Below are 26881 nucleotides of genomic sequence, written 5' to 3' on the forward strand. Positions count from 1 at the left end.
TCTGCAGTCATCACCCGTGCCACGGCAAGCTTGCCGACGCCGGCTGGCGAACAAGTATTGGCAGCCTTTGCGCGCAAGCGCTACAAATAAGCAGCCAACAGCGAGGCCGCCCACGCCAGGCGATAGTCTCAAAAAAGGCCGAGTTCCCTCGCGCGTGCCACGGCCTGCATCCGGTTGCCTGTGCCCAACTTGCCATTGATGCGGCGCAGGTGTGTCTCGACGGTGTTTTCCGAAACAAACAGCAAGCGCGCCAGGGCCTTGTTGGAGTGGCCATCGGCGACACGCCGGATGATCTGGAGTTCACGGGGGCTGAGCAGGCCTTCCTGTTCGCCGCGCACGGGCGTTCCGCGCTGCGATGAGGCCTGTGCGGCCTGTATCAGCCGCTCAAGGTACCGCGGATCGAAGACATGCTGCCGCGATGCCAGCGACGCCAGCAGTGGTTGCAGATGCCACGGCTCATCGGCAAGGATCCGCTGTGCCTGCCATGCCTGGGCCTGTGCCAGGGCACGCTCAAGCCAGATCTGCGCTTGCGCTGACCGGCCCGCGGCATGGTGCGCCTGCGCCAGCAGCCAAGCGAGGCGCACGGCACGCCGCGCACGGCCGCTGCTCTCTGCAAGGCGTAGTGCGGCTTCGACGCGTTCCACATCGGCTTCCTCGTCGGGGGCAACCAGCGCAATGCGAAAGCTGGCGATCTCGAGATCGTCGAGGTCGTCCGAGTAACGCATCAGGGTACCGGAAGGCGGCGCCAATGACGCGGCCAGGGTCAACGCATGCCTCGCGCTGGAGACATCACCCGCCAGTAAGGCAAGACGGCTCCGGTCGATGGCGGCCGCCATGCCCAGGCGCGCAATGCCGCGTGCGTCGCCAAGTTCCTGGAGTGTGTTGAGCTGCTCCAGGGCCTTGCCAGAGTCGCCGCCCAGCCAAGCGATGCGGGCAGCAAGCCGATGGGCGACGATCAGGTGGTCCGGCAGGCAGGTATCGCGAATCAGGGGCAGGTATTCGCTCAGCAGCGCGTCGGCGGCGGCGCTGTCGCCAAGTTCGTAGAGTGCTTCAGCCAGCAGTGTGCATGCAACCGGGCCCGAGCTCGTGTAGCGTTGCCCGCTGGCAATGATGCGGTTCAGCATGGCACTGAAGCGGGCAAGGCCGTCGCGGACATTGCCCTGCAACATGTCGATCATGCCTTCGATGCAGGCGCTGTAGGTCAATCCGTAGATCGCGTTGACGGATTCGAGCTCGCGCTTTGCCTGCAGCAGGGCATGCCGGGCCGGGACAAAGCGTCCCTGCAGCATATCGCCGTACGCCACCGCGTTGTGGAGCAGGCCGCTGACAAAGGGCGACGCGGGCTCCGCGCCCGCCAGGGCCGTGCGCGCCGCCAGGACGGCATCGTCCATCCGGTCCAGCCAGGCTGACAACATGACCCGCAAGACGGTGACGTCTTCCTCGTGGCTGGCTCCGGGATGCTTCTCCAGCGCGCCCAGCAGGCGTTCCGCGGCGGCATACCGGTGCAGGAAAACCATGGCGTACGCGGTAGCGGCCAGCACGGCAGGACGCCGTTCAAGTTCGGCGTGCGGCAGCGTGTCCGCCCACTGCACCACCAGGGCCATTTGCCCACCACGCACATAGTCCATGCCGCAGCGTTCGAGCAGGTCGGCGCTCAGCGCGGTATCGCCGGCAGCCGAAGCATGCGCGATGGCCTGGGCGTAACGGGCCGTCGATGCCAGCCAGTTCGCCGCGCGCACATGCAGCCCGGCCAGTTCCTGCGCCGCGGTGCGCGAGAGTTGTGCACGAAGGAACTGCCTGAACAGGGGATGGTATCGATACCAGTCGCCTTCGGCCTCGATCGGCAACAGGAAGAGATTGTCGCTGACGCTCTGCGCAATCCAGTCCGCGCTGTCCGCGCTCCCGAACGCCGCATCGCAGAGCTGGGGGCAGAACGCCTCGAAGATGGACGAGCGCAGCACGAAGCGGCGATGGGGCTCGGACAGCCTGGACAGCACGTCTTCGGCCAGGTACTCCGCGAGGTTGCCGGTTGTGCCGGAAAGCTGCTGCAGCCACGCGCGCGAGTCTGCGCGCCCGGCCAGTGCCGAGGCCGCGAGCTGCAGCGCCGCGGGCCAACCCTCGGTGCGGGCCTGGAGTTCGCCCAGGTCCGCATCCGGCATGCCGATGCCACGGCAGCCCGTGATGTAGTCGCGGACTTCGCCGGCGCTGAAGCGCAGCATCGGCGCGTCGATTTCCAGCAGGCGCTGTTGCACGCGCAGGCGCCCGAGCGGCAGGCCAGGCTTGTGGCGTGAGCCGAGCACCAGGCGCTGGCCCGGGCCAAGGCTGAAGGCCAGCTCGCTGAAGAGGGACAGCACGCTGCTGTCCTTGACCAGCTCGAATTCATCCACGAACAGCACAAAGGGTGTCTCTACCCGGGACAGCACGTCGAGCAGCTGCCGGGCGGATCCTCCGGGCAGGCCCCGGGAGGCATCGATCCACTGGCCGGTTGACGGTGCTTCTCCCAGCGAAGGCAGTGCCGTGTGCAGGGCTGCCCAGAGATAAGGCGTGATCCGGCCCAGGTCGTTGTCAGCGCTGTCGAGATTCAGCCAGGCAGCCGGCACGCCGTGCTGCCGCGCCGCAACCAGGAGCTGTCGCATCGCGGTGGTCTTGCCAAAGCCGGCTGGGGCGCAGACCAGCGTCACGGCGGCGCGGCTGCCAGCCCAGGTGGCTGCAATGGCACTGCGCTCGACGCCTGGCCCGATCTCGCCGGGCGGCGCCAGCTTGAGCGGATTCAGGGGAGGGCCGGAGAATGGATCGTTGCCAGGGAGCATGGGCACGGTTCGACGTTGGCGGCACGAGGATCGGGGGGATCACGCGGGCACCAGCGTACCGCGTCCCGGCGCTGGCCGCCAGTGGCATATCAGGCACCGCACCCGCAATCACGGATTTCCGTGACACCGCGCCAGCCACCGATTCACGGTTCCGCGTGATGCAGGCGGAAGTCACGGCGCCCTAAGCTTCAGGCACAGAGATCGGACGCACCTTCAGACGTACCGACCGGAAACCTGAACACAAGGAGACACGCCATGCATGCCACGGCCACCCCTAACGTCGAACCGGCAGCCATGCCGGCTTCCCCGAAACCCAAGCTTGGTCCCCTCGGCGCGCAACCGGCGCTGTCCGAGACGGCGGCCATGGTCCAGCAGACGGTCCACCGCTTTGCCGAAGAGGTGCTTCGGCCGGTCGGCATCCGGCTCGACAAGCTGACGCCCGACGAGGTGATCGCGCCCGACTCGCCGTTCTGGAAGGCGCGCAAGCAGTACCTGGACCTGGGCTTCACCATCGAATCCATCTTCGAACTCGAGCCGTCCGAGCGCGCTGAGGTCCTTTGCGTGTTGTTCGAGGAGCTGGGCTGGGGCGACGCGGGCCTGGCCATCTCGATCGGCGCCGGCCTGCTGCCCGCTTTCATGGCAGCCGCATTCGGCAATCGCTTCCTGATGGAGCGCTTCCCGGACACGATGCTTGGCTGCTGGGGCATCACCGAGCCGGACCACGGCTCTGACTCGCTGGATGCGAACCGCATGATCTTCCATCCCCAAGGCAACTACGGGCGGCCCAACTGCGTGGCGACGCTGGACGGCGATGCCGTCGTGATCAACGGCCAGAAGTCCGCGTGGGTATCCAACGGCACCATTGCCGAGGTCTGCATCCTCTACTGCGCCGCCGATTCCGGCAACGGCCCGGACAGCCGGCGCGGCTGCGCGGTCTATGTCCCGATGGACGCACCCGGCGTCTCGCGCGGCAAGCCGCTGGACAAGATGGGCCAGCGCGCGCTCAACCAGGGCGAGATCTACTTCGACAACGTGCGCCTGTCGAAGGACTACCTGCTCGCCGGCCCCGATGACTACCTGACGGCGGTCTACGCCATCCACACCTTCGCCAATTCGATCATGGCCACCGTGTTCACCGGCACGGCCAGGTCCGCGTATGAGCTGGCGCTCGACTACGCCCATGAGCGCAAGCAGGGTGGCTTGCCGATTATCCGTCACCAGTCGGTGGCCCACCGCCTGTTCCATCTGGCACGTAAGGTGGAATGCTCCCGGGCACTTGCCCAGCGCGTCGTGCACTACAACCTGACCAACGATCCGCCCGCGCTGCATGCCGGGATGATGGCCAAGATCACCTCGACGCAGCATGCGTTCGAAGTGGCCAGCGACGCGCTGCAGATCTTCGGCGGCAATGGCCTGACGCGCGAGTACCCGATCGAGAAAATCCTGCGCGATGCGCGGGCGTCGCTGATCGAGGATGGCTGCAACGAGGTCCTGGCCATCAAGGGCGGGGCCTACCTGGTCGACGAGGAGCGTGCGTGATGGGCGCGAGCGAGGCTGGCGTGGCAACCGGCACTGCGGCCACGCGCGATGAACTGATCCTGGCCAATCTGATTGCCAACCGCGCGGAATCGGAGCCGGACCGCGACGTGCTGACTTTCGACCACGAGGGCGGCCCGGCCGAGGTCAGGACCTACCGCCAGCTCTGGGAGAATGGCTGCCGCATCGCGGCCGCCCTGGAACAGGCGGGCATGGCGCCAGGCGACCGGTTTGCGCTGCTGATGCAGAACCACCCCGAGTTCGTCGACGCCATGGTCGGCGCATCGATCAGCGGAACCGTGTTCGTGCCGATCGATCCCCGCACCCGTGGCGACAAGCTTGCTTACATGCTGCGCCATTCGGGCTGCAGGGGTGTCATCTGTGCCGACCATGCGCTGCAGACGCTGATAGCGGTCAGGCAGGACGTCCCGGACCTGCAATGGGTATGGCTGCTGGAGTCCGATTCCGCGAAGGTACTGCCGCTGCAGGGTGACTATCCGCGAATGGCGGATATCCTGGGCGCGGCGGTTACCCCGCAGACTGTCCGCAGCGTGGATCCGCTGGCCCCGATGCAGATCATGTACACATCGGGCACCACCGGCGATCCCAAGGGCGTGGTCATGCGGCACGCGCGCTACGGCGCCGCTGCGGGGTGGGCGCCGCTGTTTGGCTATGTACGCGATGACCGGCCCTATACCGGCCTCTCGCTGACGCACGGCAATGCACAGATCGTGACGCTGGCCGCGACGCTCAAGCTTGGCATGCGAGCGGTTTTCAGCCGGCGCTTCACCAAGTCGCGCCTGTGGGACGTCGCCCGCAGGTATGGCTGCACCACCTTCACGCTGCTTGGCGGCATGACCACCGCGGTCTACAGCGAGCCGCCCAAGGCCAACGACGCGGACAACCCGGTGCGCTTCGTCATCAGCGCGGGCATGCCCGCGGCCATCTGGGAAGCGCTCGCGAAGCGGTTCGATGTGCGCATCGTCGAGTTCTACGGCGCGGTGGAGGGCGGGCTCTCCGTCAACCTGGGCGAAGGGCCGGTTGGCAGCATCGGCAAGCCACCGTCTTTCCTCAATGTCCGGGTCGTCGACGAGCAGGACCGTGATGTCCCGGCAAACCAGCCGGGAGAACTGATCTTCCAGCTTGCCAGCGGCACGCCGGCGGACGTGGTCTACCTGCACAACCCCGACGCGTCCGCGAAGAAGACCCGCGATGGCTGGCTGCGCATGGGCGATATCGGGCACCGCGACGAGCACGGCTGGCTCTACTTCGACTACCGCATCGGCGGTGGCATCCGGCACAACGGGGATTTCATCCAGCCCGGCGAGATCGAGAAGGTCATCGCCGAATGCGAAGGCGTGGCCGACGTCTATGTCTACGGCGTGCCGGCGGCATCCGGCGCACCCGGCGAGAAAGACGTGGTCGCCGCCATCGTGCCGGCAAGCGGCCGGGCACTTGACCCGCAGGCCCTGTTCGCCAGCTGCCGGAAGCGGCTGAGTGCCGGCATGGTCCCGGCCTACCTCCAGGTCATCGCGGAAATACCCAAGACGGCTTCGGAGAAACCACAGGAGCGCTTCCTGCTGGAAGCCTTCCAGGCCCGGCGCGACAACGTTTTCCAGGAAGTACCGGCCTAAGCCACATAACCGACAGGGCAAACCATGCCCGCCGTTGATTCTCAGGAGACACAAAATGAGTACCGATCAATACCAAGTCGTCGTCTATGGCGCAAGCGGCTACACCGGCAAGCTGATTGCCTGGAAACTGGCCACCGCCGGCATTCCCTTCATTGCGGCCGGGCGCGACCAGGCGCGCCTGGAGGCGCAGATGGCGCTGGTCCCGGAACTGGAAGGCCACGACTACCGTTGCGTGGGCGTGCGGCACGAACACGCCGACCTGCTGTCCCTGTTCACCGGGCGCAAGGTCGTCATCAATGTGGTGGGGCCGTTCATGCAACTGGGGCTGCCGGTGGTCCAGGCGGCGCTGGAGGCCGGTGCGCACTATCTCGACACGACCGGTGAGCAGGACTGGATGCTGCTGCTGAAGCGGGAGTTCGGCGAGAAGTTCCGCCAGCGCGACCTGCTGCTTTGCCCCGCGAACTCCTATATGTGGGCCGAAGGCGTGCTGGCCACGGAGTTGGCGCTGGAAACGCCGGGCATCGACACGCTGGAAACCGTGTATCTGGCCGACTCGCAGGTCAGCGTGGCATCGACCATGTCGTTCCTGCGTATGTGCACCAATCCGCAGTACCGCATCCAGGACCGCGCGCTGGTCGAATGGCCCTATGCCACGGCGTATACCGTGAATGTGCCTGGCGAGCACGCCGCCATCATGGCCTTGCCGTGGAGCGGTGGTGGCGAGCCGGTCTGGTATGAGGGCGACGAGCGCGTGCGCCATGCGCGCACGCTGGTGTCCTTCAAGAACCAGGATGCGTTCCAGGCCGTGTTCGGCATGCTGCAGAAGTTCGAAGCCGAATGCCGGCAGCTCCCGCATGAGGAGCGGGAGAGGATCACCAATGACTGGGGCAAGGGCATGACCACGGTGGAGCCCCCGCGCGAGAACCCCGGCGTCAATCGCTGCGTGCTGTCGTGCTTCGGGCGCGGCAACACGGCATCGGTATCGGTCGTGCTGCGTGGCAATTCACCCTATGCGCAGACCGGTGTCTTCAACGCAGAGGCAGCCCGGCGCCTGCTGGCCGGCAAGCTGAAGGCCACGGGCTTTGCATCGCCGGCGGCGGCCTTCGGCGCGCGGGAACTGATCGGTGCCCAGGCGGAGCAGGGCTACCTGGCGTGGAACGTGACGCAGCGCTGAAGCGGAAATGACAGGACGGCGCAGGTGCGGGATGACTGCACGGCGCCATCACCTCGGGGGAAAGATAATGAGCGAGACGGTTTATATCGCCGGCGTCGGCATGACGCCATTCGGCAAGCAGATCGACAAGAGCATCAAGGACCTGACGCGCGAAGCCGTGACGTCAGCGCTGAAGGACGCGGGCTGCGAGGCTCGTGCGCTGCAAGGCGCCTTCTTTGCGAACTGCACGCAGGGGCATATGGAGGGCCAGGACATGATTCGCGGCCAGATCGCGCTGCGCAGCATGGGTATCCAGGGCATCCCGGTGATCAATGTCGAGAATGCGTGCGCCAGTGCCAGCTCAGCGCTGCACCTGGCGGTCCAGTACGTCAAGGCGGGCGCCGCCGATATCGTGCTGGCAGTGGGTGCGGAGAAGATGTTCTCCACCGACAAGGCGCGCACGCTGAGCGTGTTCGATGGGGCGTGGGACGTGCACGACAAAGAAGCCGGCACCGCCCGGCTACTGGCCATGGGCGAAGGTGTGGAAGTGCCGGATGGCTCGACCTCGCCCAAGCCCTACAGTGTGTTCATGGACATCTACGCGGCCATGGGCAGGATGCACATGCGCGAATACGGCTCGACGCAGCGCCATTTTGCCGCCGTCTCTGCCAAGAACCATCGGCATTCCGTCCACAACCCGCTGTCGCAATACCGCCAGGCCTACACCATCGAGGAAATCCTGGCTGCGCCACCGATCACGTTTCCGCTGACACTGCCGATGTGCTCGCCCATCAGCGATGGGGCCGCCGCTGCCGTTGTCTGCAGCGAGGCGGGTCTTGCCCGGCTCAACGGCAGTCGCAGCCGCGCCATCCGGGTGCTGGCGTCCGTCGTGGTGACCGGCAGCGACCGCGCACCGGCACAGCTTGCCGACCACCTTGTGCGCAAAGGGTCGGCCGACGCATACCGGATCGCCGGGGTGGGGCCGCGCGATATCTCGGTCGCGGAAGTGCATGACGCCAGCGCCATCGGCGAAGTGATCCAGGTGGAGGCACTCGGCCTCTGCGAACCCGGCGAGGGCGGCCTGGCAGCGGAGCGGGGCGATACGAGTATCGGCGGGCGCATCCCCGTCAACCCCTCCGGCGGCCTGGAGTCCAAGGGGCATCCAATCGGCGCCACGGGCCTTGGGCAGGTCTATGAGCTGGTATCGCAGTTGCGGGGAGAGGCAGGCGCGCGCCAGGTAGGCGGTGCACGAATCGCCATCGCCGAGAACGGCGGCGGCCTGCACGGCGTGGAAGAGGCAGTGGCGTGCCTGACCATTCTGAGCAGGTAAACGGGCAGTCGGCGGGGAGGAGGTGGTATGACACCCGCTCAAGCACCTGTCGGGATCGTCGCGCGGCGGGGCGCTGCGGTGCCGCGCCGGCTCAGCGCCGAGCTCTCCGAGTTGCTGCGCGAGGCACGCGGCGTGAGCGCGTACGCGCGCCGGGCGGGGCTGGATCCGGAGCACATCGCGCAGGCAGCGGATTGTGAACTTTGCCTGGGCGGCGGAGCTTGGCGTGCCATTGGGGCATCGCGAACATTGCAAGGCCTTTGTCGACGAGGCCGTATGTCGCAGCATTCATTTTGGGTCCCTCCGATCCTCTGGTGGTGGCGACATCTACCACATTGGCACATCGATGCCGTTCGGTCCGGAGGGGCCCTTTCCATTTGTGGAGGGCGGCATCCCTCACGACGTCACTCGGCGCCCGGGAGGGACGCGTTCATACCATCTCTGCAACGGATACGTGCCGATCCCCTTCAGCCGCCCATAGTCGCAGCAACTCTATTCGCCAAACGGCTGATGAGCCGGCACCACCACCGCCCGCGCGTATACATCACGGACAACTGAAGCGGATTCACCTCTGCCTGCGGATTGCACGAAGGTTCTTGTCGCCGTGTGATGTCCGATTCTCAATTGCGCAATCAGAATGATGACTAGCATCCACCAGCATGATAACCTTCATGCTGAGGAACTTTTGGGAGTTGGACATGGGGCATTCACAAGCCGAGAAGGCGCAGAGCCGCGAGCGCATCCTGCAGCAAGCTGCAGCGCAGATTCGCGAGACTGGCCTGGAGTCGGTCAGCGTCGTAAAGCTGATGCGTAGCGTCAACCTGACGCACGGCGGCTTCTATGGGCATTTCGGCTCGCGTTCAGAACTGCTTGCCCATGCCCTGGAGCGCGCGTTAGGCGATGGCGAAGCTGCCGCCAGTGCCGCGCGTGACAGCGCAACGCCAACGGCCTACAGCACGATGGTTCGCAGCTATCTCAGCCGCGCGCATCGCGACTCGCGCAAAACTGGCTGCGCCATTGCGGCCTTGGCATCCGACGTGGCACGCGCAGACGAACTGTCGCGCGGCGTCATGGAAGAGCACGTCGAGCACTTCGTATCAAAGGTCGCCGCGGCCATGAAGGAGCAGGGCGAAGAGCGCGCACTGCTCGCTGTGAGCGCCATGGTCGGCGGCCTGCTTCTGTCGAGGGTCATGACCGATCCAAAGCGGTCAGATGAAATGCTTCGTTCGTTGCGTCACGAGTTGGAGCGATTCAACGAAACCCGCGCCACGGATCGCTGATCGCGCCACCACCCGCCCAGGGTGAGACGTTCGCCTTGTTGCCTGCATCTGCCCAAGCCAAACGCCGATCAACCGGACTATTTGCCCACAACCGCACTGCAGGAAAACAAATGCAACCAAGCAGTTTGACTCATCCTCTGGATCGGGCCACGACGCTCGCTCGCAACGAGGACGGCTCGATGACCGGCCAGACCGATGCCGCCTATGCCAACATGGTCGGCCCATTCGGCGGTATCACCGCCGCCGTGATCATGAAGGCCTTGCTGGTACACCCGGAACGTCTTGGCGAGCCGGTCTCACTGACGATCAACTACGCCGCGCCGATCGCCGACGGCGAATACCGCATCCATGCCGTCCCCGTACGCACCAATCGCTCCACCCAGCACTGGTCTATCACCTTGAGTCAGGGCAAGGAACTGACCACCACCGCCACGGCGGTATTTGCGCTCCGTCGTGATACGTGGACCACCACGGAGATTCTGGCGCCGGACGTTCCAGCGGCAGTCGCCGTGCCAAGCTCTCGGCTTGCCAACACCGACCGCGCATGGTTCGACAACTATGAGATGCGTTTCGTGCGCGGGCACCTCCTTGACCAGTCGAAACCTGAGGACGAACGGGACTCGGTCACGGTGCTTTGGGTCCGCGACAATCCGCCGCGGCCCCTGGACCTCGTCTCGCTGACATCGATTTGCGATTCCTTTGCACCGCGGATCATCGTGCGCAGGCCCAAGTGGGTGCCTTTCGGCACCGTGTCGATCACCATCTACTTCCAAGCGGGAAATGCGCAACTGGAGGCACAGGGTGACCGACCGGTACTAGGTATCGCTCGCGCTTCGCACTTCGGGCGCGGCTACCACGACCAGACGGCCGAAGTCTGGAGCGACAGCGGCACCCTTCTCGCGACGAGCCACCAGGTCGTCTACTTCAAGGAATGACGGCGCGGGCCGGATGCCGCCCCCGCCGCAAGCGGCGATTCACCCATGCGAGGGCTAAGTCGCCTCCCTGACGCGTGCATTGGAGGGGGGGCTGCGACTGGTGCCGGGATCGGGCCATGATATATTTCGCATGCAAATCTTCCCATATTTTTTTTGGGCTTGACTATGTCACCCTCATGCGCCGCTATCCCGCCTTCCTCTCTCCCCGTTCCGGAGAGCATTCACAACCGAACTGCCGCTGCTGCCAGGTGAGGCAATGAATCATCGCCTCGTTTACTTGCTGAATGTTGGCCAGCGGCGGTTGCAACGCTGGACCCAGGCACGCACATCAGCGGGCGGGGTAACTGCGTCGCAAGCTGGCTTGTTGTTCTTCCTCGAGAAGAACAACGGAGCGCTGATGGGCGAGGCGGCGGCCGCACTCGATCTTGGCGCTCCAGGCATCAGCGGCCTGGCCGATCGCATGGAGAGGCTGGGCTTGATCGATCGCAAACCGGATGGGGTGGACCGTCGCTCATGGCGACTTTGGCTGACGGCGGAAGGGCGTTCCGCCTTCAAGCGCTCCCGGGCAGGCTTGACGGAGTTGAATGCGCGTCTTACCGAAGGGTTCAGCGAAGCAGAAATTGAGGTTGTCGCGAGGTGGCTGACCAGCCTGCAGGATAAGTTCCCTGTGTCGGATGCAGACTAGCCATTGCGCACGCACAAAGGCCAGTCTGCATGACGCGACGCCGGGTTGCCGGCATCGCGCTATCGTTGAGCCAGCCCCGAAAAATCGGGCTGGCGCTTCTGCGCAAACGCCATGAACGCTTCCTTTGCCTCGGCGCTCTGCAAGCGCTTCACGAATGTGGCGCTCTCGGCGTCCATTTGGGCGACCAGCCTCTGCGCATCGCGCATCAACTGCTTCGTCGATGTCAGGGAGCCGAGAGGCTTCGTGGCAATCTTCTCGGCGATTCGTCTCGCCTCCTGCCGCAGTTCCGGCGTCGCTACAGTCTTGTTGGCGATGCCCCATGCCAGGGCGCTGGCTGCGGGCACCGGTTCGCCTAGCGCAAACATCTCGAACGCGCGCGCGTGCCCGATCCTGAGAGGAAGAAGATAGCTGGAGGCGGCTTCTGGAACCAGGGCGAGATTGACGAAAGGGGTGATCAACTGTGCATCGTCAGCCAGTATCACGTAGTCACAGTGGAGCAGCATGGTGGTTCCGATGCCGACAGCCTTTCCTTGAACGGCCGCGAGGATTGGAACGGTGGCTTCTGCCAGGTTGCGCAGGAATCGAACGACGTGACGTTCCTCGGGACCATTGCCCACGGCTTGCGCGGCGAATTCGCTGACATCGTTCCCGGCAGTAAAGGTGTCGCCATCCGCCTGAATCAGCACCACCTTGATCTCGCCATCCGATCTCGCCCTTCCGACTGCATCTGCAAGGGCGCCGTACATGTCGTTGGTTAACGCATTCTTCTTGTCCTGCCGCGAAACCGTGACTGTCAGTACGCCATTGATAAGGTCAACTTTCACTTCTGGGATCACAGCTATGTCTCCTGAGAATCGGAAGCGGCCACGCTGTCGCCGATGTCCGGCGCTGTGTGCTTGGCGCAGATGCTTCCAGGTTGGAAAAACTTTAATTTCGCATGCGAAGTATATACCGTTCGCATGCGAAGTAAACCTCGAGGATTGGTTGTCGTTTGACCATGTAGTGCTTGATGTAGGGTTTTGTCCCGGCCGGGACAGGGGGTGCAGCTGATCGAAGCGATCTGGCGCTTGCCGGCCCGGACGATCTTGCCATGGACGACAAAGGCATCGCCTGCGGGGACCCCGGAGGCTTGGCAGCAAGCGCTCGCAGAGCCCGCAGAACTCATTTCAGCTTGAAGAGGATCTTCGATCCTTTGCCGCTCGCCGCGATAGCCTTGCGATAGTCCTCCAGCGAATAGACACCGCCTATTGGAGAGTGCAATTTGCCTTCAGAGATCAGCTGCAGTCCTTCCCGAAGCCCAGCGGCGAGCGCTGCAGACCCACGGATATGCGCATGGCCAAGAAAGAGGCCGCGGATCTTGATGTCGCGGAAGATCACGTCCATGGGATTGGCCAAGCCAGGCTCCCCGCTCATTGCCGAGTAGACAACGACGGTCCCGCCAAACTCGACCAGTTTGGTGACTGAGGCCAGCGAAGCTCCGCCCACACCATCCAGGCCAAGCCGGATCGGCGCGTTGCCAATGGCCTTTGCCACCCTCGCGGTAAGCTCCCTGCCTTCCTGCAGCACAACGTCTGCGCCGAGCGCCTCGACGGTCGCGATGACCTCCGGGCGGCGGACCAGATTCACCGTGCGGTATCCGCGCGCTTTCGCTATCGCGATCACGCTGGCGGCGACGCTCGAATTGCCCGCATTCTGAACAATCCAGTCACCGGGCTTGAGGTCGACAAAATTGCCGAGAAGCAGCGCCGCCGTTGGCGGATTGACGGCCCCCATCGACAACTGCTGCACGTCAGCCTGGGGAGGCAGCGGAAACAGCTTGTCGGCTGGCGCTGCGAGCCGCTCGCGCCAGGTCGGCGAGCCGCCTGGCACAAAGACGAGATCGCCTGGTTGCACCGTCGTGACGCCTTCGCCCGTTTCGAGCACGCGTGCGATGCCCTCGGTTCCCAGAATCGACGGGAGTGGGGGCGTCATGACCCGCCCACGCGCGGCGTTCAGGTCATAGGGATTGATCGGCGAGTACAGCACTTCGAGCAGCGCCTCTCTGTGGCCGGCGGGCCCCGGTTCGGGAAGCTCAACGAGTTCGATCACGTCCAAAGGATCGCCGTGCTTCGATATTTGCAGTGCTTTCATCAGAACAACTCCATTGAAGGGACGCACGATGCTCGCGCCCAAATTCATCATCCCGGGGCATCAAGCCGCCCCGACTCCATGCTCCCGAGCGTCCGGGGGCTTCTCTTTCACAGGTCACGGTCAGGTCAGTGTTGCCAGTGCTGCCCGATCGAAATCCTGCAACTCGTCGGTTCGCCCTTCCCGTACCTTGCGCACCCAATGGGGGTCCTGCAGTAGCGCTCGCCCGACGGCGACGAGATCGAACTCGTCGCGCTCCATGCGCCGGACCAACTCATCCAGCGAGGCAACTTTTGCGGCCTCCCCCGAACCGCCGCTGATGAAGTCATTGGTCAGCCCAACCGAGCCGACGGTGATCACCGGAACACCGGCCAGCTTCTTGACCCAGCCTGCAAAGCTGAGGTCCGATCCGTTGAATTCGGGCTCCCAGAACCGCCGTTGCGAGCAGTGGATGATGTCGGCGCCAGCGTCGGTCAATGTGGTCACCCATGCCTCCAGTTCGTCTGGCGTGGTGGCGAGCTTCACTTGATAATCCTGCTGCTTCCACTGGCTGATGCGAATGATGATGGGGAAATCCGGACCGACGGCGACACGCACCGCGCGAAGCATGTCTGCGGCGAAGCGCGCCCGGCCTGGCAGGGTCGGCGAGCCATACCTGTCCGACCGCTCGTTGGTGCCGTCCCAGAAGAACTGGTCGATCAGGTAGCCGTGCGCGCCGTGCAGTTCGACGGCCTCAAAGCCCAGCGCCTTGGCGTACGCGCTGGCCTGTGCGAACGCCTCGATCACATCGGCGACCTGCTCTTCGCTCATGCCCTCGTCAAATTTCCTGCCCGGGCGCGTGAGACCCGATGGGCTTTCATACGGTGTGGCAGGTGCCCAGTTGGAACTGCGGTTGTGTACCGCACCAACGTGCCAGAGTTGGGGCGCCACAGCCCCGCCCGCGGCATGAACCTCATCGAGCACGCGCTTCCACGCAGCGAGCTCCCGTCCGCCATGAAAGCGTGGAACGTTCGGATCGTTCAGGGCAGCCGGGCGCGCGACCCCTGTTCCTTCCGAAATGATGAGACCGACCTCGCCCTCGGCGCGACGGCGGTAATAGGCGGCCACCTGTGCCGTGACGACGCCACCGGGCGAGAAGGATCTCGTCAGTGGCGCCATCACGAAGCGGTTGCGCAACTGCAATCCTTTGAAAGCAAACGGTTGAAACAGAATGTCCATGGCTAGCCTTTCCTTGTGGGTTGCCGTTGTGATCAAGACCGTACGAAAATGCGTTTTTTCTCGCCCCGACCGAACGCTTCAGGGGCGCGCTCCCAGGGCAATACCTCGTGGGGAATCCGGGTGGTGCCAATCAGGCCCTTGTCGATGCGTTCCAGCACCTGATCCATCAGCGCCCGGGCATGTGGCTGGCCGGTGAAGTAGGTGATGTTCTTGGCAAACAAGGTATGGACGGGCATCTCGAATCCCTGAAAGTAGGGCGTCGTCGTGGTGCAGACGCCGCCCGGGGCGACATGCTTCAGTCCCTCGGTCAGCATGGCAGGGCTACCGCTGTTGTCCGAGAGAATGGAGAAGCTGCGATCGCCGAGGTCCGCATAGGCAAGGGCATGGGCGCCCATCTGTTCGGCCCACGCCCGATGCTGTGGCGTGTCTGACGCCAGGATGAGATCCTCCACGCCCAGCGCCTTTGCTGCGGCGATGGCATAGAGGCTCATGTTGATCGCCACGCCGGAAAGCACGAGCACCGAAGGCCGGTCGTAGTTCGCGAGGAACGGCGCAATCGTGCGGTAGGTGTCAACCAGGTTGCAGCCCACAGCGGCGCAGTCGATGGCGCTCACGCCTGCGGGCACAGGGACGAGCATCCCGTCGGCAAAAGGAACCAGCAGGCGGTCTGACATCCCGCCCCCCCAGTCGCCGCCTGCCGGGCCTAAGCCGTAGTTCGCCAGCAGAGGTCGCGAACTGCAGCAATTTGTGCGCCCATGTCCACACTCGCCACACGTGCCGCAACTGATGTGCAACGGCAGCACGACCTGCATGCCGACAGATACGCTGGCAACGTCAGCGCCTGTCTCGATGACTTCGGCAACGATCTCGTGGCCCAAGGCGACGGGGCCGGGAAGATGGATCCGGCCTTGGACCAAGGCGCGATCGAAGTCGCAAACGCCGACGGCAATCGGGCGGACGATCGCTGCCTGCGGACTGTTCAACGTGGGCGGCGCCACCTCCTGCCACCCAAGTTCGCCGGCTCGCTTCATGACGAGTTGCTGCATCTTGCCCCCTATGACGATTGTCCTAATCGTCCTTGCAATCTAATATAAGACGATCGTCATAGTCAAGAAGGATCGTGCATCACCATGTCTTCACGCGACCAAATGATTGCCACCGGCATCGAGATGTTCAGGCGCGAGGGTTACCAATCGTGTTCCTGGCGCAAGCTCGTCGAGAAGTCAGGCGCCCCGTGGGGATCGGCCTACCATTACTTCCCGCAAGGCAAGGAGCAACTGGGCGTGGCCGTCATTGAACGGGCGGCGCAACTGGGCGCTGCCTGGATCGCTCGGTCTTTCGAGGGACAGGCGAGCGCTGCCGAGGGGATCACCGCCGTGCTGCGTGGCAGCGCCCAATTGCTCGGCCACGAGCGCTACGAGGCGGGGTGCCCCATCGCGGTTGTCATCCTTGAGCGTGGTTCACATTCCCCGGCCCTCACCGCGGCCTGTGCGGCGGCGTTCGAGAGCTGGCGGCGGCAGCTCGCACAGGCATTGGAAGCGCGTGGATTCGAGGTCGAGCGCGCCAGCGGCATCGCGTTGATCACGCTAGTCGTGCTGGAAGGCTGCCTTGTGCTCGCGCGGGCAGCCGGTTCGACAGAAGCGTTCGAGGTGGGCCTGGCCACGCTGCTTGCCCAGCTCGGAGAACAGGGACAGGCTGGACCTGTCGCAGTAAGGACGTGAAGAGGCTCCCGGGGGCAGCCATGATAGGAATTTGACATGCGTGCCCGTGCTATCCTTCCAGGTCTTGGCCTGGAGACCGAGGCTTGCCGCGCATCCCGGTCAGGTATCAATCGCACATCAAATTGCAGGTTTCACGCGTGTCCGATCCGCTGGTTGGCTCATTGATTCGATGGCGCCTTCATTGGTGGGGCGTGGCCACCGGACGCGTTGTCGTGCGCCACTGGCAGTGGTTCGTTCTGGCGGGCGTGCTCGTTCCCGCTGGCGCACCGCTGCGCGGCCTGCTGCTTGCCCTGGCTTCCCCGCTCCTGCGGGCGGTGCAGGTCGGTCACGGCGTCGGCTGGCATTTCACGCGTATCGGGGCGATCGAGCTCGTTGCGGCCGCCTGGGTTCTCGTGCAGCGCCATGCGATCGCGGGCGGCGATTTCCTCCCTTATGTCAGAGCATTGCCCCTGACTGCTGCCCAGCGGCGCATCGTGGACCTTGCAGTGCTGGTGCCGGCCAATACCCTGCTACTCGTTCCCGTCGCCGCGACCCTGCTTCTGGCCCCCGTGCTCGGATTTTTCACGGGTGGGCTGATGCCTGCCGCCATCCCGGTGCTGGCGGTGCTGGCGCTGCTGGTGCAACTCGTCGTGCTCGAAGGCCGCGCGCTGGCTGCCGTGCCGATCCTGGCAGCCGACCTGGCCCTGAGCTGGGCTCTGTCCGGTGTATCGGCTATTGCGCAGTGGTCCGCGTTGAGCGCCGCGTTCGTGCTCGGTCTGTCTGCACTGGTGCCGACGCCACGCATCCCCTTACCCGTAGCCGACCGGGCGCAGCGGCGCATGGCGGCCGCCGCGCGTCTGCTGGGACCTACTTGGCGGATCCAGTGCAAGGCGCTCGCCGCTCGGGCCGCCACGCTTATGCGAACCCTGGCGCTGTCCGCCGTCGCGCTGGCCGCAAACATCCTGTACGCGGCGTTCGCCTTCGACGACCGAGCCCTACCCACCGCGGCGCTGATGCTTGCAGCGCTCGCGCTGGTCACGGCGGGGTGGTATCGCACCCTGCACGACGCGCACGCACCGGTGTCGGATTTCCTTTCGACGCTGCCGCTGTCCCGACACTTCTGGCGGTGGCGGGACATCCGTTTCATCGCCGTGCTCGGCGCGCTGCCAGCATCGGCCGTGCTGGGGCCGCTGCTCGTGCGGGCTCCACACCGCCTTCCCGCAGTCGCGCTGCTGTTGCTCGGATACTGGGCTCTGCTCGCCGCGCTGCGCTGGCCCCTGCTGCGTGGTGGACGTCAAGCGACGCTGCTGGCTGCGATGATGGCCGGCGCCTGGTCGGCTGCCGCAGTGGCGGCAACCCATTGAGGAGATTGGCCTGTGCTGCGTTTCGAGGGATTGTCCAAGTCGTTCGGCTGGAGGCAGGTGATCCACGGCGCCGCCGGCACATTGGGGCCGGGCGCCTATGCGCTGCAAGGGGCCAACGGCAGCGGCAAGTCGACGCTGCTGGCCTTGCTCGCGGGAGCTATCGCGCCAGACGCCGGGGAGGTGTGGATCGATGGGCTCAGCTTGGCTCGCGACCCGGTCCGAGCGCGGCAGCGGCTCGCCTATGCGCCAGATCAAAGTCCGATCTATCCCTTCATGACAGGGTACGATCTGCTCGACTTCGTCGCAACGGCCCGGGCATGCCGCGTGGATGATTCGGTCATGGACATGGTCGAGGAGGCTGGCTTGACTTCCCACCTCCCCACACGGTTCTCCGCGATGTCGCTAGGAACGCAGAAGAAATTCCTTCTGTGTGCGGCCTGGATTGGCAACACGCCAGTGCTGCTGCTCGACGAGCCGAGCAATGGGCTCGACCTCACCGCCCGCGCGGTGGTCGAGCGCCGCATCGTCGAGCGTTCGGCAACGAGGCTCACGCTCTTTGCGAGCCACGACGGCGCATTCATCAATGCCTGCGGGGCCAGTGTTGTCCCGCTCGGCGAATTGCTGTCGCCTGCGGGCTAAAGCAAGCCGAACGAACCCCGCCAGTGCCTTCCAGCGTCCGGCGCCTCGTGCTGGTGAACCACGTGAAGGCCCATGACGGATGCGGACATGGTGAAATGGTCAGCCTGATCAGGATGCCGCAGTAGGCCTTGCGCTCGCGCTGGATCCGCGCGGACGGGCTGTAGAAGCGCTGCGGGCTGCGATCGGCGCGCGTGCCAGCAGCAGGTCGCCGATGGTGCGGCGACGCGGCCGTTGCCGTCGTGCTTCAGAAAATCTGAAGCGATCCCATCTACGGCAGCTAAAGATTGCTGCCGGGCGTCCGTAATGTTGTTGAGCTTGGACGGCGTGCGCGCGTCGTCCACCGTGCAACATTCTGGCGAGATTCTGGAAATGGGAAGAGTTCTACTGCTTGAAGACGAAGCCGAGTTACGCGAGGAAATCGCGGTCTTCCTGCAAAAGCGCGGCTGGCAGGTCAGCCACGCCAGTACCCTGGCGGAATTTCGACCACAGGCCCTTCAGGCGGATATCGCGGTTGTCGATGTCATGCTGCCGGACGGCTCCGGCTTCGATGCCGTCAGTTGGCTTCGGGAGCAGCGTGCGGGCTGCGGCATCGTCATGCTCACGGCCCTTGGCGATACGCACGATCGTGTGCGTGGCTTGACCGATGGTGCGGACCACTACCTGGTCAAGCCGATCAAACTACTGGAGTTTGATGCGGTGCTGCGTGCGCTCAGCCGGCGCGTGGTCGTCAACTGGCGCCTGGACCTCCAGGCCGGCACGCTGGAGGACCCGGCCGGCGACCGGCTGATCGTTTCCAGCAATGAAAGCAGGTTGCTTGAAATGCTGGCCCGCCATCCGGCCCAGCCGGTCGAGCGCCGGGAGATCGCCGAGGGCTTCGGCTTCAACTGGATGCACTACGACGAGCGCCGGCTGGAAACCCTGGTCAGCCGTCTGCGCCAGCGCTGGCGCTGCGAGGCGGGATCGGAACTGCCGCTCAAGACTGCGCATCGCAAGGGCTACACCTTTGCCGCGCCGCTGTCGGTAGCATGAGCGCCGCTCGGGTCAGAGCGGCTGCAGCACTGCGCCGTCGGGTGCGAGCGAGCCTGGGCATGGCTCTGCCGGAAGAAAGACGCGTACAAGGCAGCCGCGACCCGGGGTACTCTCCAGCGTGAGCGAACCGCCCTGGATCTCGACCATGCGCCGTGCCAGCGGCAACCCCAGCCCGGTTCCTGGCTTCCGGCCCGCGTTCTGGCCGCGATAGAAGCGGTCGAAGATATGGGGCAGGTCGGCCGTCGGGATGCCCTGGCCGTCGTCTTGTACCTCGAGTTCGACGCCCTGCGCCACCGTGCGCCCGCGCAGCGTTACGCGGCTACCGACCGGTGTGTACTTGACAGCGTTGTCGGCCAGTGAGCGCAGGACCAGCCGCAGCAGGCTTGCGTCGCACTGGAAGTCCTTGGGCAATGCATAGGCGTCCACTGCCAGCGCATGCCCTTCGGAGAGCAGGTGCGCTGCGGCCGCGGCATCTTCCAGCAGCGAGGCCAGGTCGACAGGTGCGGGCCGTGCGCCATGGTGCAGCAGCTCGAAGCAGCTCTCGTTGAGCGAGTCGTTGAGCAGCAACGTCATGCGTTGCGTGGCGCGCAGGATCTTCTTGTATCGCGCCGACGCCTGCGGGTCGCCTTCGGTATCGTCCAGTTCCAGGTTCTGTGCCGTGATGTCGATCACGGCCAGTGGCGTGCGCAACTCGTGCGAGACCGTGGCCAGAAACTGCCGTTGCTCTTCCTGCGCGCGCCGCTCCAGCGACAACGCTGCCTCCACGCGCGCCATCGCCTCGCGCAGGGACTGCGTGCGCAGTGCCACCTTGGCCTCCAGGTCGCGCTCGGCCTGGCGTGCGACGCGCAGCGCTTCCGCCTGGGCCGATTCCTTTTGCGAACGCATGTCGGTGTACTGCCGGCTGATGGCGGAGTTCATGATCAGCAGAAAGGCCATCATGCCCAGGTAGCTGGCGTTATCGACGAACACGCCCGGATCGATCCAGCCGACATTGCGCGCCAGCCGCAGCACCGTGCCGCCAACCAGCAGCGTGAGCACCAGCAGAATGACACGTGCCGGCCGGTAGCCGCGCCAGGTCATCCAGCCCGAAAGGCCGAGCAATACGCCGATGACGACCAGTTCCCAGAGCAGGTTGAGCGGACGTACCCACCAGATGTTGACGACCACCAGGAAAGGTGCGGAGAGGATGGCAACCGCCCAGGTCAGGTTCGAGAAGCCGCGCACCCAGGGCCGCCATGAAGAGTCAAAGAGGCCAAGATAGTGCAGCGTGAACAGTACGCCCAACGGCACGGCTGAGAACCAGCTCACGACATACAACGTATCGGCGAGCAGCGGCCAGCCCGGCAGCAGGTATTGATAGGTAAAGCCCTCGGCCGACATCGATGTGAACATGTCGGCCAGCACAGTCAGGCTGAACAGCCCGAACGAGCGGTGCCGCGTCACCCAGTAGAACCATCCGCAGGTAATCAGCAGCACCAGGTGCGCGGCGTAGAACAGTCCGAACAGCAGTTGTTCCGTACCGATGGCGCCGATGAACGCATCCGGCGACCAAATCGTCAGCGGGAAGCTGAGCGTGCTGGTGCTGCGCACGCGTACGTAAACGGTGACAGGATGCTCGGGCGGAAGGTTCAGCAGGAAGACCGGCGTGCGGTGGAAGACGTCGCGCCCTTCCAGCGGTTGCCGGTCGCCGGCGATGCGTGCGCCGTAGCCGCCGCCAGGTTGGGGCGTGTAGAGGGTGACGTCGTCGAGCAGGGCGGATCCCAACTGCAGCAGCCATTGCGGCGAGGCGTCCTCCGGCCGTGTCAGCGTGATGCGCAGCCACACGCTGCCATGCCGGTAGCCCAGCGCCGGCGGCGCGGTCTGCGGGCGGAAGGCGGTGGCGATTTCAGGTTGCCCCATCTGCTCGACGGTCAGGGTGTCCTGTGGGTCGAGCAACAGCTCCCAATGGCGGTCAAGTGCGATCTTTCCTGAAGCCGGCAGGCGCAAACCGGCTTGCACCGTGCCGGGAATGAGGGTGCAAAACAGGACGACGCAAAGCGCCCGGATCATGGCGGCTACCGGGCTGGAGCCGGCGCGGTGCAGTTCTCGCCACTTGCCTTTCTTCAAACCTTCCTCCAATCACTGTGTACCTGTACCGCGCCACCGGAGCGCCAGGCAGCGTGCCGCGATGCGTGTGCCGCAGCGGCAGGACTATAGCCCACCCGCGGTTGCTTCTGGTGCCGCCGGTGCCAATGTCAGAACTTGTCAGCATTCCTGGCAGGCCGCTGGCGTGGAGGTGAATTGGGTCGGGGACGGGAATGGCACGGACATCTCGGAGACTCTGGATCGGGGTGTTGGACGGGGATTCCAGCAGGGCTGGGCAGGTCACGGATTGGACGCGGATCGTCGGATTCCCGGCTGGTCAAACATGGCGGGGCGATCCCCGGATCCATGCCCGGGAAAATCTGCCGCGCAGGGAGGCCTGTCAGAGATGCTGGTCCCGGTGCCGGTCTTGCCGAAGCCTTTTTCCTTGCACCTGGCGCTGCGGAGGGCTTCAGCGGGCGGCGGGGCGGGGAATGTGCCGGTTTGTTAGGAGCGTTTCCTGGGCCGGATGGCCTGGTCCCGCTCGGGGGCTGTCGCATACAGCGGTGCAGCCAGCCAATGTTTCGTTCGACAACCCAGCGCGTCTTGCCAAGACCGCTGCCGTGGGGCTCGCCGCGGCGAGCGATCTCGGGGGCGATGCCGGCAGCGTGCAGGGGCTTGCGGTACTTGTCGTGGCAGTAGCCGTGCCCCCTGAACGATGCGTCGCTTGGACCAGGGGCGGCCCCGGTTGCCGCGGATCGGAAGAATCGCCTCGATCAGCGCCACCAGTCAGGGGACGTCATTGCGGTTGGCGCCGGTCAGTATCAGCGCCGATGGAATACCCGTGAGCACGATCGTCCAGCAGTTTGCGCCTGGGTAAGCGGGCGCGCCGGGCCCGGTCCGCTGGTCAAGCGGGCGAGCCCGCCCCGCCGGCGGCCGCCACGCGCCGGCCCGGCAGCGGCAGGCGGCGCAGGAAGCGGAACATGCCGTGCTGGTCGATCCAGCGGGCATAGGCCAGGTAGCCGGAATCGCGCGACAGGTGCCGCTCCTCGGTCCAGGCACGCAGCACGTAGATGCCGTTGACGGCCAGCAGCAGCAGGCAGTGGCGCAGCGTCTCGCCGGCCGGGCCGTGCACGATGAAGGGAATCGAGATCATCCACCACGACAGGTTCTTGGCCACGTAGGCCGGATGCTTGGTCCAGCGGTAGGGGCCGTTGGTGATGATGCCGCGGTGGGTCAGGTTCGAGAAACGCGCGCCGAAGCTGACCGTGGCCCAGACATAGATGGCCGTCAGCAGCAGGATGGCGCTGCCCCAGATGGTGTACAGCAGCGGCGTGTTCCACAGCCAGGCGCCCCACTTGAAGTCCGTGTCGTAGGCCAGGTACTGGCGCCCATAGAGCGACCAGAACGGCTCGTAGCAGACCAGCGCCACCGCCCAGCCCAGCATGGTCGGCTCGGCCGAGCGCAGGTGCGTGTCGGCGACGCGCAGCGCCAGCAGGTAGCCCATCGCCACCAGTCCCACGTCGATGAAGTAGAACAGGCCGTACAGCAGGTCGAACCAGGCCTTGAAGCCGGTGAGTTGGCTGAAGTCGGCGGACAGGAAGCGCGCCAGGTCGTTGCACATATAGGTGAACATCAGCGGCAGGAAGAAGCCCTTCACCAGCCAGCCCAGCAGATGCTGGCCGACGATGCGGGCATCCACCTTGTCCCACCGCATGGCCACCATCCGGCCCAGGTGCCAGTAGCCATCGAGCGGGCGCGCCATCCTGCGGTCGACGAAGTAGAAGTACGGCAGCGCCAGCGCCAGCCACGGCGGCAGCACCAGCCGCAGCATCGCGTAGTAGCGGTCGTAGTAATCGCCGTGGTACTCCGGGAACAGCCAGTACAGCAGCGCGACGAAGCCCAGGCTGCCGAACAGGCCGGCCAACTTGAACAGGCTGCGCTGCCACGACGGATGATCGCGGCCGAAGTCCAGCCCGGTCGACGCGCGCCGGTACGCCTTCAGCCACAGCAGGTCCACCAGCAGCACCGCTGCCGAGGTCATGCCGAGCATGAAGAGCGCGGACTTCACCACATCGTCGCCGAAGGGCCGGTCGGTGCGCAGGATAACCAGCGCCAGCAGGAACGCTGCCAAGCCGGCGGCGGCCACTGCGCCGTGGGTGGCCGAGCGCGGTCGCGCCGCCCTCGGCTCGCGCTTGCTGGCGCGCTTCCCGTCCGTCGCGGCGCCGGCCTGGCACCCATCTTTTGCCACATCGTTCTCAGTCACATCCCACCTCATTTACTGGTTGCGCTCGGTGATCACCAGCGGCACGCGCACATCGCCCACCGTCATCACCGCCTGCACCGGCAGCGCGCCCGTCGGCACCGACGTGGCGGTGAACGCGCGCGACTGCGGCGCGAAGCGCAGCCACGACGGCAAGGCCCGGCCATCGGCCAGCGTCACCCGGGCCGTGGCGCCCTGCGCCGCGCCCGGTACCGCCTGCGCGGGCAGCGCAAAGCGGAAATGGCTGCCCGGCCGCGCCATCGCCTTCGGCACCGACACCGCAATGAGATCGGACGGATGGCCCGAAGCCTTGAGGCTTACGGTGACCGAGATGCCGTTCGGATCCTCGGCGGGGCCGTTCGCGCTGCCGGCGGCATCGCGGCGGCCGGACTGCGCGGCGGCATCGTTCGGCGCCAGGCGGGTGCCGGATGCCGCGTTGCCGCCTTCGCTTGACGGTGAGGTGCCGCCTCTCGACGAACCGGAGCCACCGGACGATGTGCCGGCACCGCTGGAGCTGCCGTCGGACGAATTGCCGTTGCCGGACGACGAACCGCTGCCGCTGGACGAACCCGCGTCATCGGTCTTGCCACCGCTGGAACTGCTGCTCGACGAACCGCCGTTGCCGCCCGATGAGCCACTATCGCTCGATGAAACTGAATCGTCGGTCTTGTTGCCGCTGGACGAGCCGCTGCCGGACGATGAACTGCCACTGCCGCTCGACGAGCCCGAGTCATCGGTCTTGCCGCCGCTGGAGCTGCCGCTCGACGAACTGCCGTTGCCGGATGACGAACCGCTGCTGCTCGATGAACCTGAGTCGTCGGGCTTGTTGCCACTGGACGAGCCGCTGCCAGACGAGGAACTGCCACTGCTGCTCGACGAACCCGAGCTGGCGGACATGCTGCCGCTGGAGCTACCACTCGACGAACGGCCATTACCGGACGAGGAGCCGCTGCCACTCGACGAACTGCCGCTACTGGACGACGAACCGCTGCCGCTGGACGAACCGCCGCTGCTCGACGAGCCCGAGTCATCGGGCTTGCCGCCGCTGAGGCTGCCGCTCGACGAACTGCCGTTGCCGGATGACGAACCGCTGCTGCTCGATGAACCTGAGTCGTCGGGCTTGTTGCCACTGGACGAGCCGCTGCCAGACGAGGAACTGCCACTGCCGCTCGACGAACCCGAGCTGGCGGACATGCTGCCGCTGGAGCTACCACTCGACGAACGGCCATTACCGGACGAGGAGCCGTTGCCACTCGACGAACGGCCGCTACTGGACGACGAACCGCTGCCGCTGGACGAACCGCCGCTGCCGGACGAGGAACCACCGCTGCTCGACGAGCCCGAGTCATCGGGCTTGCCGCCGCTGGGGCTGCCGCTCGACGAACTGCCGTTGCCGGATGACGAACCGCTGCTGCTCGATGAACCTGAGTCGTCGGGCTTGTTGCCACTGGACGAGCCGCTGCCAGACGAGGAACTGCCACTGCCGCTCGACGAACCCGAGCTGGCGGACGTGCTGCCGCTGGAGCTACCACTCGACGAACGGCCATTGCCGGACGAGGAGCCGCTGCCACTCGACGAACTGCCGCTACTGGACGACGAACCGCTGCCGCTGGACGAACCGCCGCTGCCGGACGAGGAACCACCGCTGCTCGACGAGCCCGAGTCATCGGGCTTGCCGCCGCTGGAGCTGCCACTCGACGAGCTGCTGCTGCCGGTCGAGGACCCGCTGCCGCTCGATGAACCCGAACCACTGGACGTGCCGCCACTGGAGCTTCCGCTGGACGAGCCGCTGCTACCGGACGACGAACCGTTGCCGCTCGATGAACCCGAGCCACTGGACGTGCTGCCACTTGAGCTTCCGCTGGACGAGCCGCTGCTACCGGACGACGAACCGTTGCCGTTCGATGAACCCGAGCCACCGGACGTGCTGCCGCTGGAGTTACCGCTGCCGGAAGAGGAACCGCTGCCGCCCGACGAACCACTGCCGCTCGATGAACCCGAGCCACCGGACGTGCTGCCGCTGGAGCTACCGCTGCCGGAAGAGGAACCGCTGCCGCCTGATGAACCACTGCCGCTCGATGAACCCGAACCACTGGACGTGCCGCCACTGGAGCTTACGCTGGACGAGCCGCTGCTACCGGACGACGAACCGTTGCCGCTCGATGAACCCGAGCCACCGGACGTGCTGCCGCTGGAGCTGCCACTCGACGAGTTGCCGCTGCCGGACGAGGACCCGCTGCCGCTCGATGAACCCGAGTCATCGGGCTTACCACCACTGGAGCTGCTGCTCGACGAACTGCCATTGCCGGAAGAGGAACCGCTGCCGCCCGACGAACCACTTCCGCTCGATGAACCCGAGCCACTGGACGTGCTGCCGCTGGACGAACCCGAGTCATCGGGCTTGCCACCGCTGGAGCTGCCACTCGACGAACTGCCATTGCCGGACGACGAACCGCTGCCACTGGACGAGCTGCCGCCGCCATTCGACGAACCGCTGCCGCCGGACGATGAGCCGCTACCGCTCGATGAACCCGAGCCGCTGGAACTGCCGCTCGACGAACCGCCGCTACCACTCGACGAGCCCGCGTCATCGGGCTTGCCGCCGCTGGAGCTGCTGCCCGACGAACCGCCGCTGCCGCTCGAACTGCCGGAGGGCGGATCCAGTGGCGGCGGCGACGGCATCGGCACGGGAACGGGCGCCGGCGCCGGAGGCGGCGGAATCGGCACCGGAAATCCACCTGACGATCCGGAGCCTCCCGACGGGCTGCCGGATGATCCGCTACCGCTCGAAGAACCCGAGCCGCTCGACGAACCCGAACCACTCGACGAGCCCGAACCACTCGACGAGCCCGAACCACTCGACGAACCCGAACCACTCGACGAACCCGAACCACTCGACGAACCCGAGCCGCTCGACGAACCCGAACCGCTCGACGAACCCGAGCCACTCGACGAACCCGAACCACTCGACGAACCCGAACCGCTCGACGAACCCGAGCCACTCGACGAACCCGAGCCACTCGACGAACCCGAGCCACTCGACGAACCCGAACCACTCGACGAACCCGACCCACTCGACGAACCCGAGCCACTCGACGAACCCGAACCGCTCGACGAACC

The 26881-nt window shown here is 65.5% G+C and carries 19 protein-coding genes and 2 pseudogenes; 12 read left to right on the forward strand and 9 right to left on the reverse strand.

Annotated features, from left to right (window positions below):
- Positions 1–128 precede the first annotated feature (128 nt).
- Positions 129–2810 carry a winged helix-turn-helix domain-containing protein gene (locus AC3FOF_RS16930; RefSeq protein ID WP_488727199.1) on the reverse strand — a complete coding sequence of 894 codons (2682 nt, stop codon included), beginning with the start codon at positions 2808–2810 and terminating at the stop codon, positions 129–131.
- A 255-nt stretch (positions 2811–3065) separates the two neighbouring features.
- Here AC3FOF_RS16930 and AC3FOF_RS16935 point away from each other — a divergent pair, with 255 nt between their 5' ends.
- The 7 genes from AC3FOF_RS16935 (at position 3066) to AC3FOF_RS16965 (ending at position 11360) form a co-directional block, all read left to right on the forward strand.
- A complete protein-coding gene (locus AC3FOF_RS16935) occupies positions 3066–4349 on the forward strand; it encodes an acyl-CoA dehydrogenase family protein (RefSeq protein ID WP_276264276.1) in 1284 nt (427 codons plus the stop codon).
- Positions 4349–5980, forward strand: coding sequence for a class I adenylate-forming enzyme family protein (locus AC3FOF_RS16940; protein ID WP_488727200.1), 1632 nt, complete (start codon positions 4349–4351; stop codon positions 5978–5980). Before AC3FOF_RS16935 ends, AC3FOF_RS16940 begins: the two co-directional genes overlap by 1 nt.
- Before the next feature lie 55 nt (positions 5981–6035).
- Positions 6036–7154 (forward strand): DUF5938 domain-containing protein, encoded by a 1119-nt coding sequence (locus AC3FOF_RS16945; RefSeq protein WP_017228946.1) that lies wholly within the window; start codon positions 6036–6038, stop codon positions 7152–7154.
- A gap of 67 nt (positions 7155–7221) precedes the next feature.
- Complete coding sequence (locus tag AC3FOF_RS16950; protein WP_488727201.1) at positions 7222–8463, forward strand: thiolase family protein; 1242 nt, start codon at positions 7222–7224, stop codon at positions 8461–8463.
- 656 nt (positions 8464–9119) lie between these two features.
- Positions 9120–9740, forward strand: coding sequence for a TetR/AcrR family transcriptional regulator (locus AC3FOF_RS16955; RefSeq protein ID WP_488727202.1), 621 nt, complete (start codon positions 9120–9122; stop codon positions 9738–9740).
- 110 nt (positions 9741–9850) lie between these two features.
- Complete coding sequence (locus AC3FOF_RS16960; RefSeq protein ID WP_276264281.1) at positions 9851–10675, forward strand: acyl-CoA thioesterase; 825 nt, start codon at positions 9851–9853, stop codon at positions 10673–10675.
- 256 nt (positions 10676–10931) lie between these two features.
- A complete protein-coding gene (locus AC3FOF_RS16965; protein WP_488727203.1) occupies positions 10932–11360 on the forward strand; it encodes a MarR family winged helix-turn-helix transcriptional regulator in 429 nt (142 codons plus the stop codon).
- Between the two features lie 59 nt (positions 11361–11419).
- Here the strand turns inward: AC3FOF_RS16965 and AC3FOF_RS16970 are convergent, their stop codons facing one another.
- The 4 genes from AC3FOF_RS16970 to AC3FOF_RS16985 all read right to left on the reverse strand — a co-directional run bounded on the left by AC3FOF_RS16970 (position 11420) and on the right by AC3FOF_RS16985 (position 15751).
- Positions 11420–12196, reverse strand: coding sequence for an enoyl-CoA hydratase (locus AC3FOF_RS16970; RefSeq protein ID WP_488727204.1), 777 nt, complete (start codon positions 12194–12196; stop codon positions 11420–11422).
- Between the two features lie 325 nt (positions 12197–12521).
- Complete coding sequence (locus tag AC3FOF_RS16975; RefSeq protein WP_488727205.1) at positions 12522–13490, reverse strand: MDR family NADPH-dependent oxidoreductase; 969 nt, start codon at positions 13488–13490, stop codon at positions 12522–12524.
- Positions 13491–13610: 120 nt separating this feature from the next.
- Positions 13611–14705 (reverse strand): NADH:flavin oxidoreductase, encoded by a 1095-nt coding sequence (locus AC3FOF_RS16980; protein WP_488727206.1) that lies wholly within the window; start codon positions 14703–14705, stop codon positions 13611–13613.
- A gap of 32 nt (positions 14706–14737) precedes the next feature.
- A complete protein-coding gene (locus tag AC3FOF_RS16985; protein WP_488727207.1) occupies positions 14738–15751 on the reverse strand; it encodes an alcohol dehydrogenase catalytic domain-containing protein in 1014 nt (337 codons plus the stop codon).
- 84 nt (positions 15752–15835) lie between these two features.
- On the opposite strand from AC3FOF_RS16985, the gene AC3FOF_RS16990 reads away from it, so the two are divergent.
- The 4 genes from AC3FOF_RS16990 (at position 15836) to AC3FOF_RS17005 (ending at position 19437) form a co-directional block, all read left to right on the forward strand.
- Complete coding sequence (locus AC3FOF_RS16990) at positions 15836–16426, forward strand: TetR/AcrR family transcriptional regulator (protein ID WP_488727208.1); 591 nt, start codon at positions 15836–15838, stop codon at positions 16424–16426.
- Positions 16427–16509: 83 nt separating this feature from the next.
- Positions 16510–17769: a DUF6136 family protein gene (locus tag AC3FOF_RS16995; protein WP_488727209.1), complete on the forward strand. Its 1260-nt coding sequence runs from the start codon at positions 16510–16512 to the stop codon at positions 17767–17769.
- Positions 17770–17781: 12 nt separating this feature from the next.
- Complete coding sequence (locus AC3FOF_RS17000; protein ID WP_017228935.1) at positions 17782–18408, forward strand: ATP-binding cassette domain-containing protein; 627 nt, start codon at positions 17782–17784, stop codon at positions 18406–18408.
- Between the two features lie 324 nt (positions 18409–18732).
- Positions 18733–19437 (forward strand): response regulator transcription factor, encoded by a 705-nt coding sequence (locus AC3FOF_RS17005; protein WP_488727223.1) that lies wholly within the window; start codon positions 18733–18735, stop codon positions 19435–19437.
- Between the two features lie 12 nt (positions 19438–19449).
- Here AC3FOF_RS17005 and AC3FOF_RS17010 read toward each other — a convergent pair whose 3' ends face one another.
- The 4 genes and pseudogenes from AC3FOF_RS17010 to AC3FOF_RS17025 all read right to left on the reverse strand — a co-directional run bounded on the left by AC3FOF_RS17010 (position 19450) and on the right by AC3FOF_RS17025 (position 24040).
- On the reverse strand, positions 19450–21543 hold the full coding sequence (locus tag AC3FOF_RS17010; protein ID WP_488727210.1) for a sensor histidine kinase: 2094 nt from the start codon (positions 21541–21543) through the stop codon (positions 19450–19452).
- A 509-nt stretch (positions 21544–22052) separates the two neighbouring features.
- Positions 22053–22341, reverse strand: a pseudogene (locus AC3FOF_RS17015) (transposase family protein); the annotation flags it as partial.
- A 64-nt stretch (positions 22342–22405) separates the two neighbouring features.
- A complete protein-coding gene (locus tag AC3FOF_RS17020; RefSeq protein WP_488727211.1) occupies positions 22406–23764 on the reverse strand; it encodes a methyltransferase family protein in 1359 nt (452 codons plus the stop codon).
- Between the two features lie 12 nt (positions 23765–23776).
- Positions 23777–24040 carry a hypothetical protein gene (locus AC3FOF_RS17025; protein WP_488727212.1) on the reverse strand — a complete coding sequence of 88 codons (264 nt, stop codon included), beginning with the start codon at positions 24038–24040 and terminating at the stop codon, positions 23777–23779.
- 52 nt (positions 24041–24092) lie between these two features.
- Here AC3FOF_RS17025 and AC3FOF_RS17030 point away from each other — a divergent pair.
- A pseudogene (locus AC3FOF_RS17030) lies at positions 24093–26881 on the forward strand (hypothetical protein); the annotation flags it as partial.

It is taken from the genome of Cupriavidus sp. 96C5-1, from assembly GCF_057798855.1.

Coding starts and splice junctions, on each gene's coding strand:
- AC3FOF_RS16950 (WP_488727201.1), top strand. CDS start 7,222: ATGAGCGAGACGGTTTATATCGCCGGCGTCGGCATGACGCCATTCGGC.
- AC3FOF_RS16935 (WP_276264276.1), top strand. CDS start 3,066: ATGCATGCCACGGCCACCCCTAACGTCGAACCGGCAGCCATGCCGGCT.
- AC3FOF_RS16985 (WP_488727207.1), bottom strand. CDS start 15,751: ATGCAGCAACTCGTCATGAAGCGAGCCGGCGAACTTGGGTGGCAGGAG.
- AC3FOF_RS16975 (WP_488727205.1), bottom strand. CDS start 13,490: ATGAAAGCACTGCAAATATCGAAGCACGGCGATCCTTTGGACGTGATC.
- AC3FOF_RS16965 (WP_488727203.1), top strand. CDS start 10,932: ATGAATCATCGCCTCGTTTACTTGCTGAATGTTGGCCAGCGGCGGTTG.
- AC3FOF_RS16930 (WP_488727199.1), bottom strand. CDS start 2,810: ATGCTCCCTGGCAACGATCCATTCTCCGGCCCTCCCCTGAATCCGCTC.
- AC3FOF_RS16940 (WP_488727200.1), top strand. CDS start 4,349: ATGGGCGCGAGCGAGGCTGGCGTGGCAACCGGCACTGCGGCCACGCGC.
- AC3FOF_RS16960 (WP_276264281.1), top strand. CDS start 9,851: ATGCAACCAAGCAGTTTGACTCATCCTCTGGATCGGGCCACGACGCTC.
- AC3FOF_RS16955 (WP_488727202.1), top strand. CDS start 9,120: ATGATAACCTTCATGCTGAGGAACTTTTGGGAGTTGGACATGGGGCAT.
- AC3FOF_RS16945 (WP_017228946.1), top strand. CDS start 6,036: ATGAGTACCGATCAATACCAAGTCGTCGTCTATGGCGCAAGCGGCTAC.
- AC3FOF_RS16980 (WP_488727206.1), bottom strand. CDS start 14,705: ATGGACATTCTGTTTCAACCGTTTGCTTTCAAAGGATTGCAGTTGCGC.
- AC3FOF_RS16990 (WP_488727208.1), top strand. CDS start 15,836: ATGTCTTCACGCGACCAAATGATTGCCACCGGCATCGAGATGTTCAGG.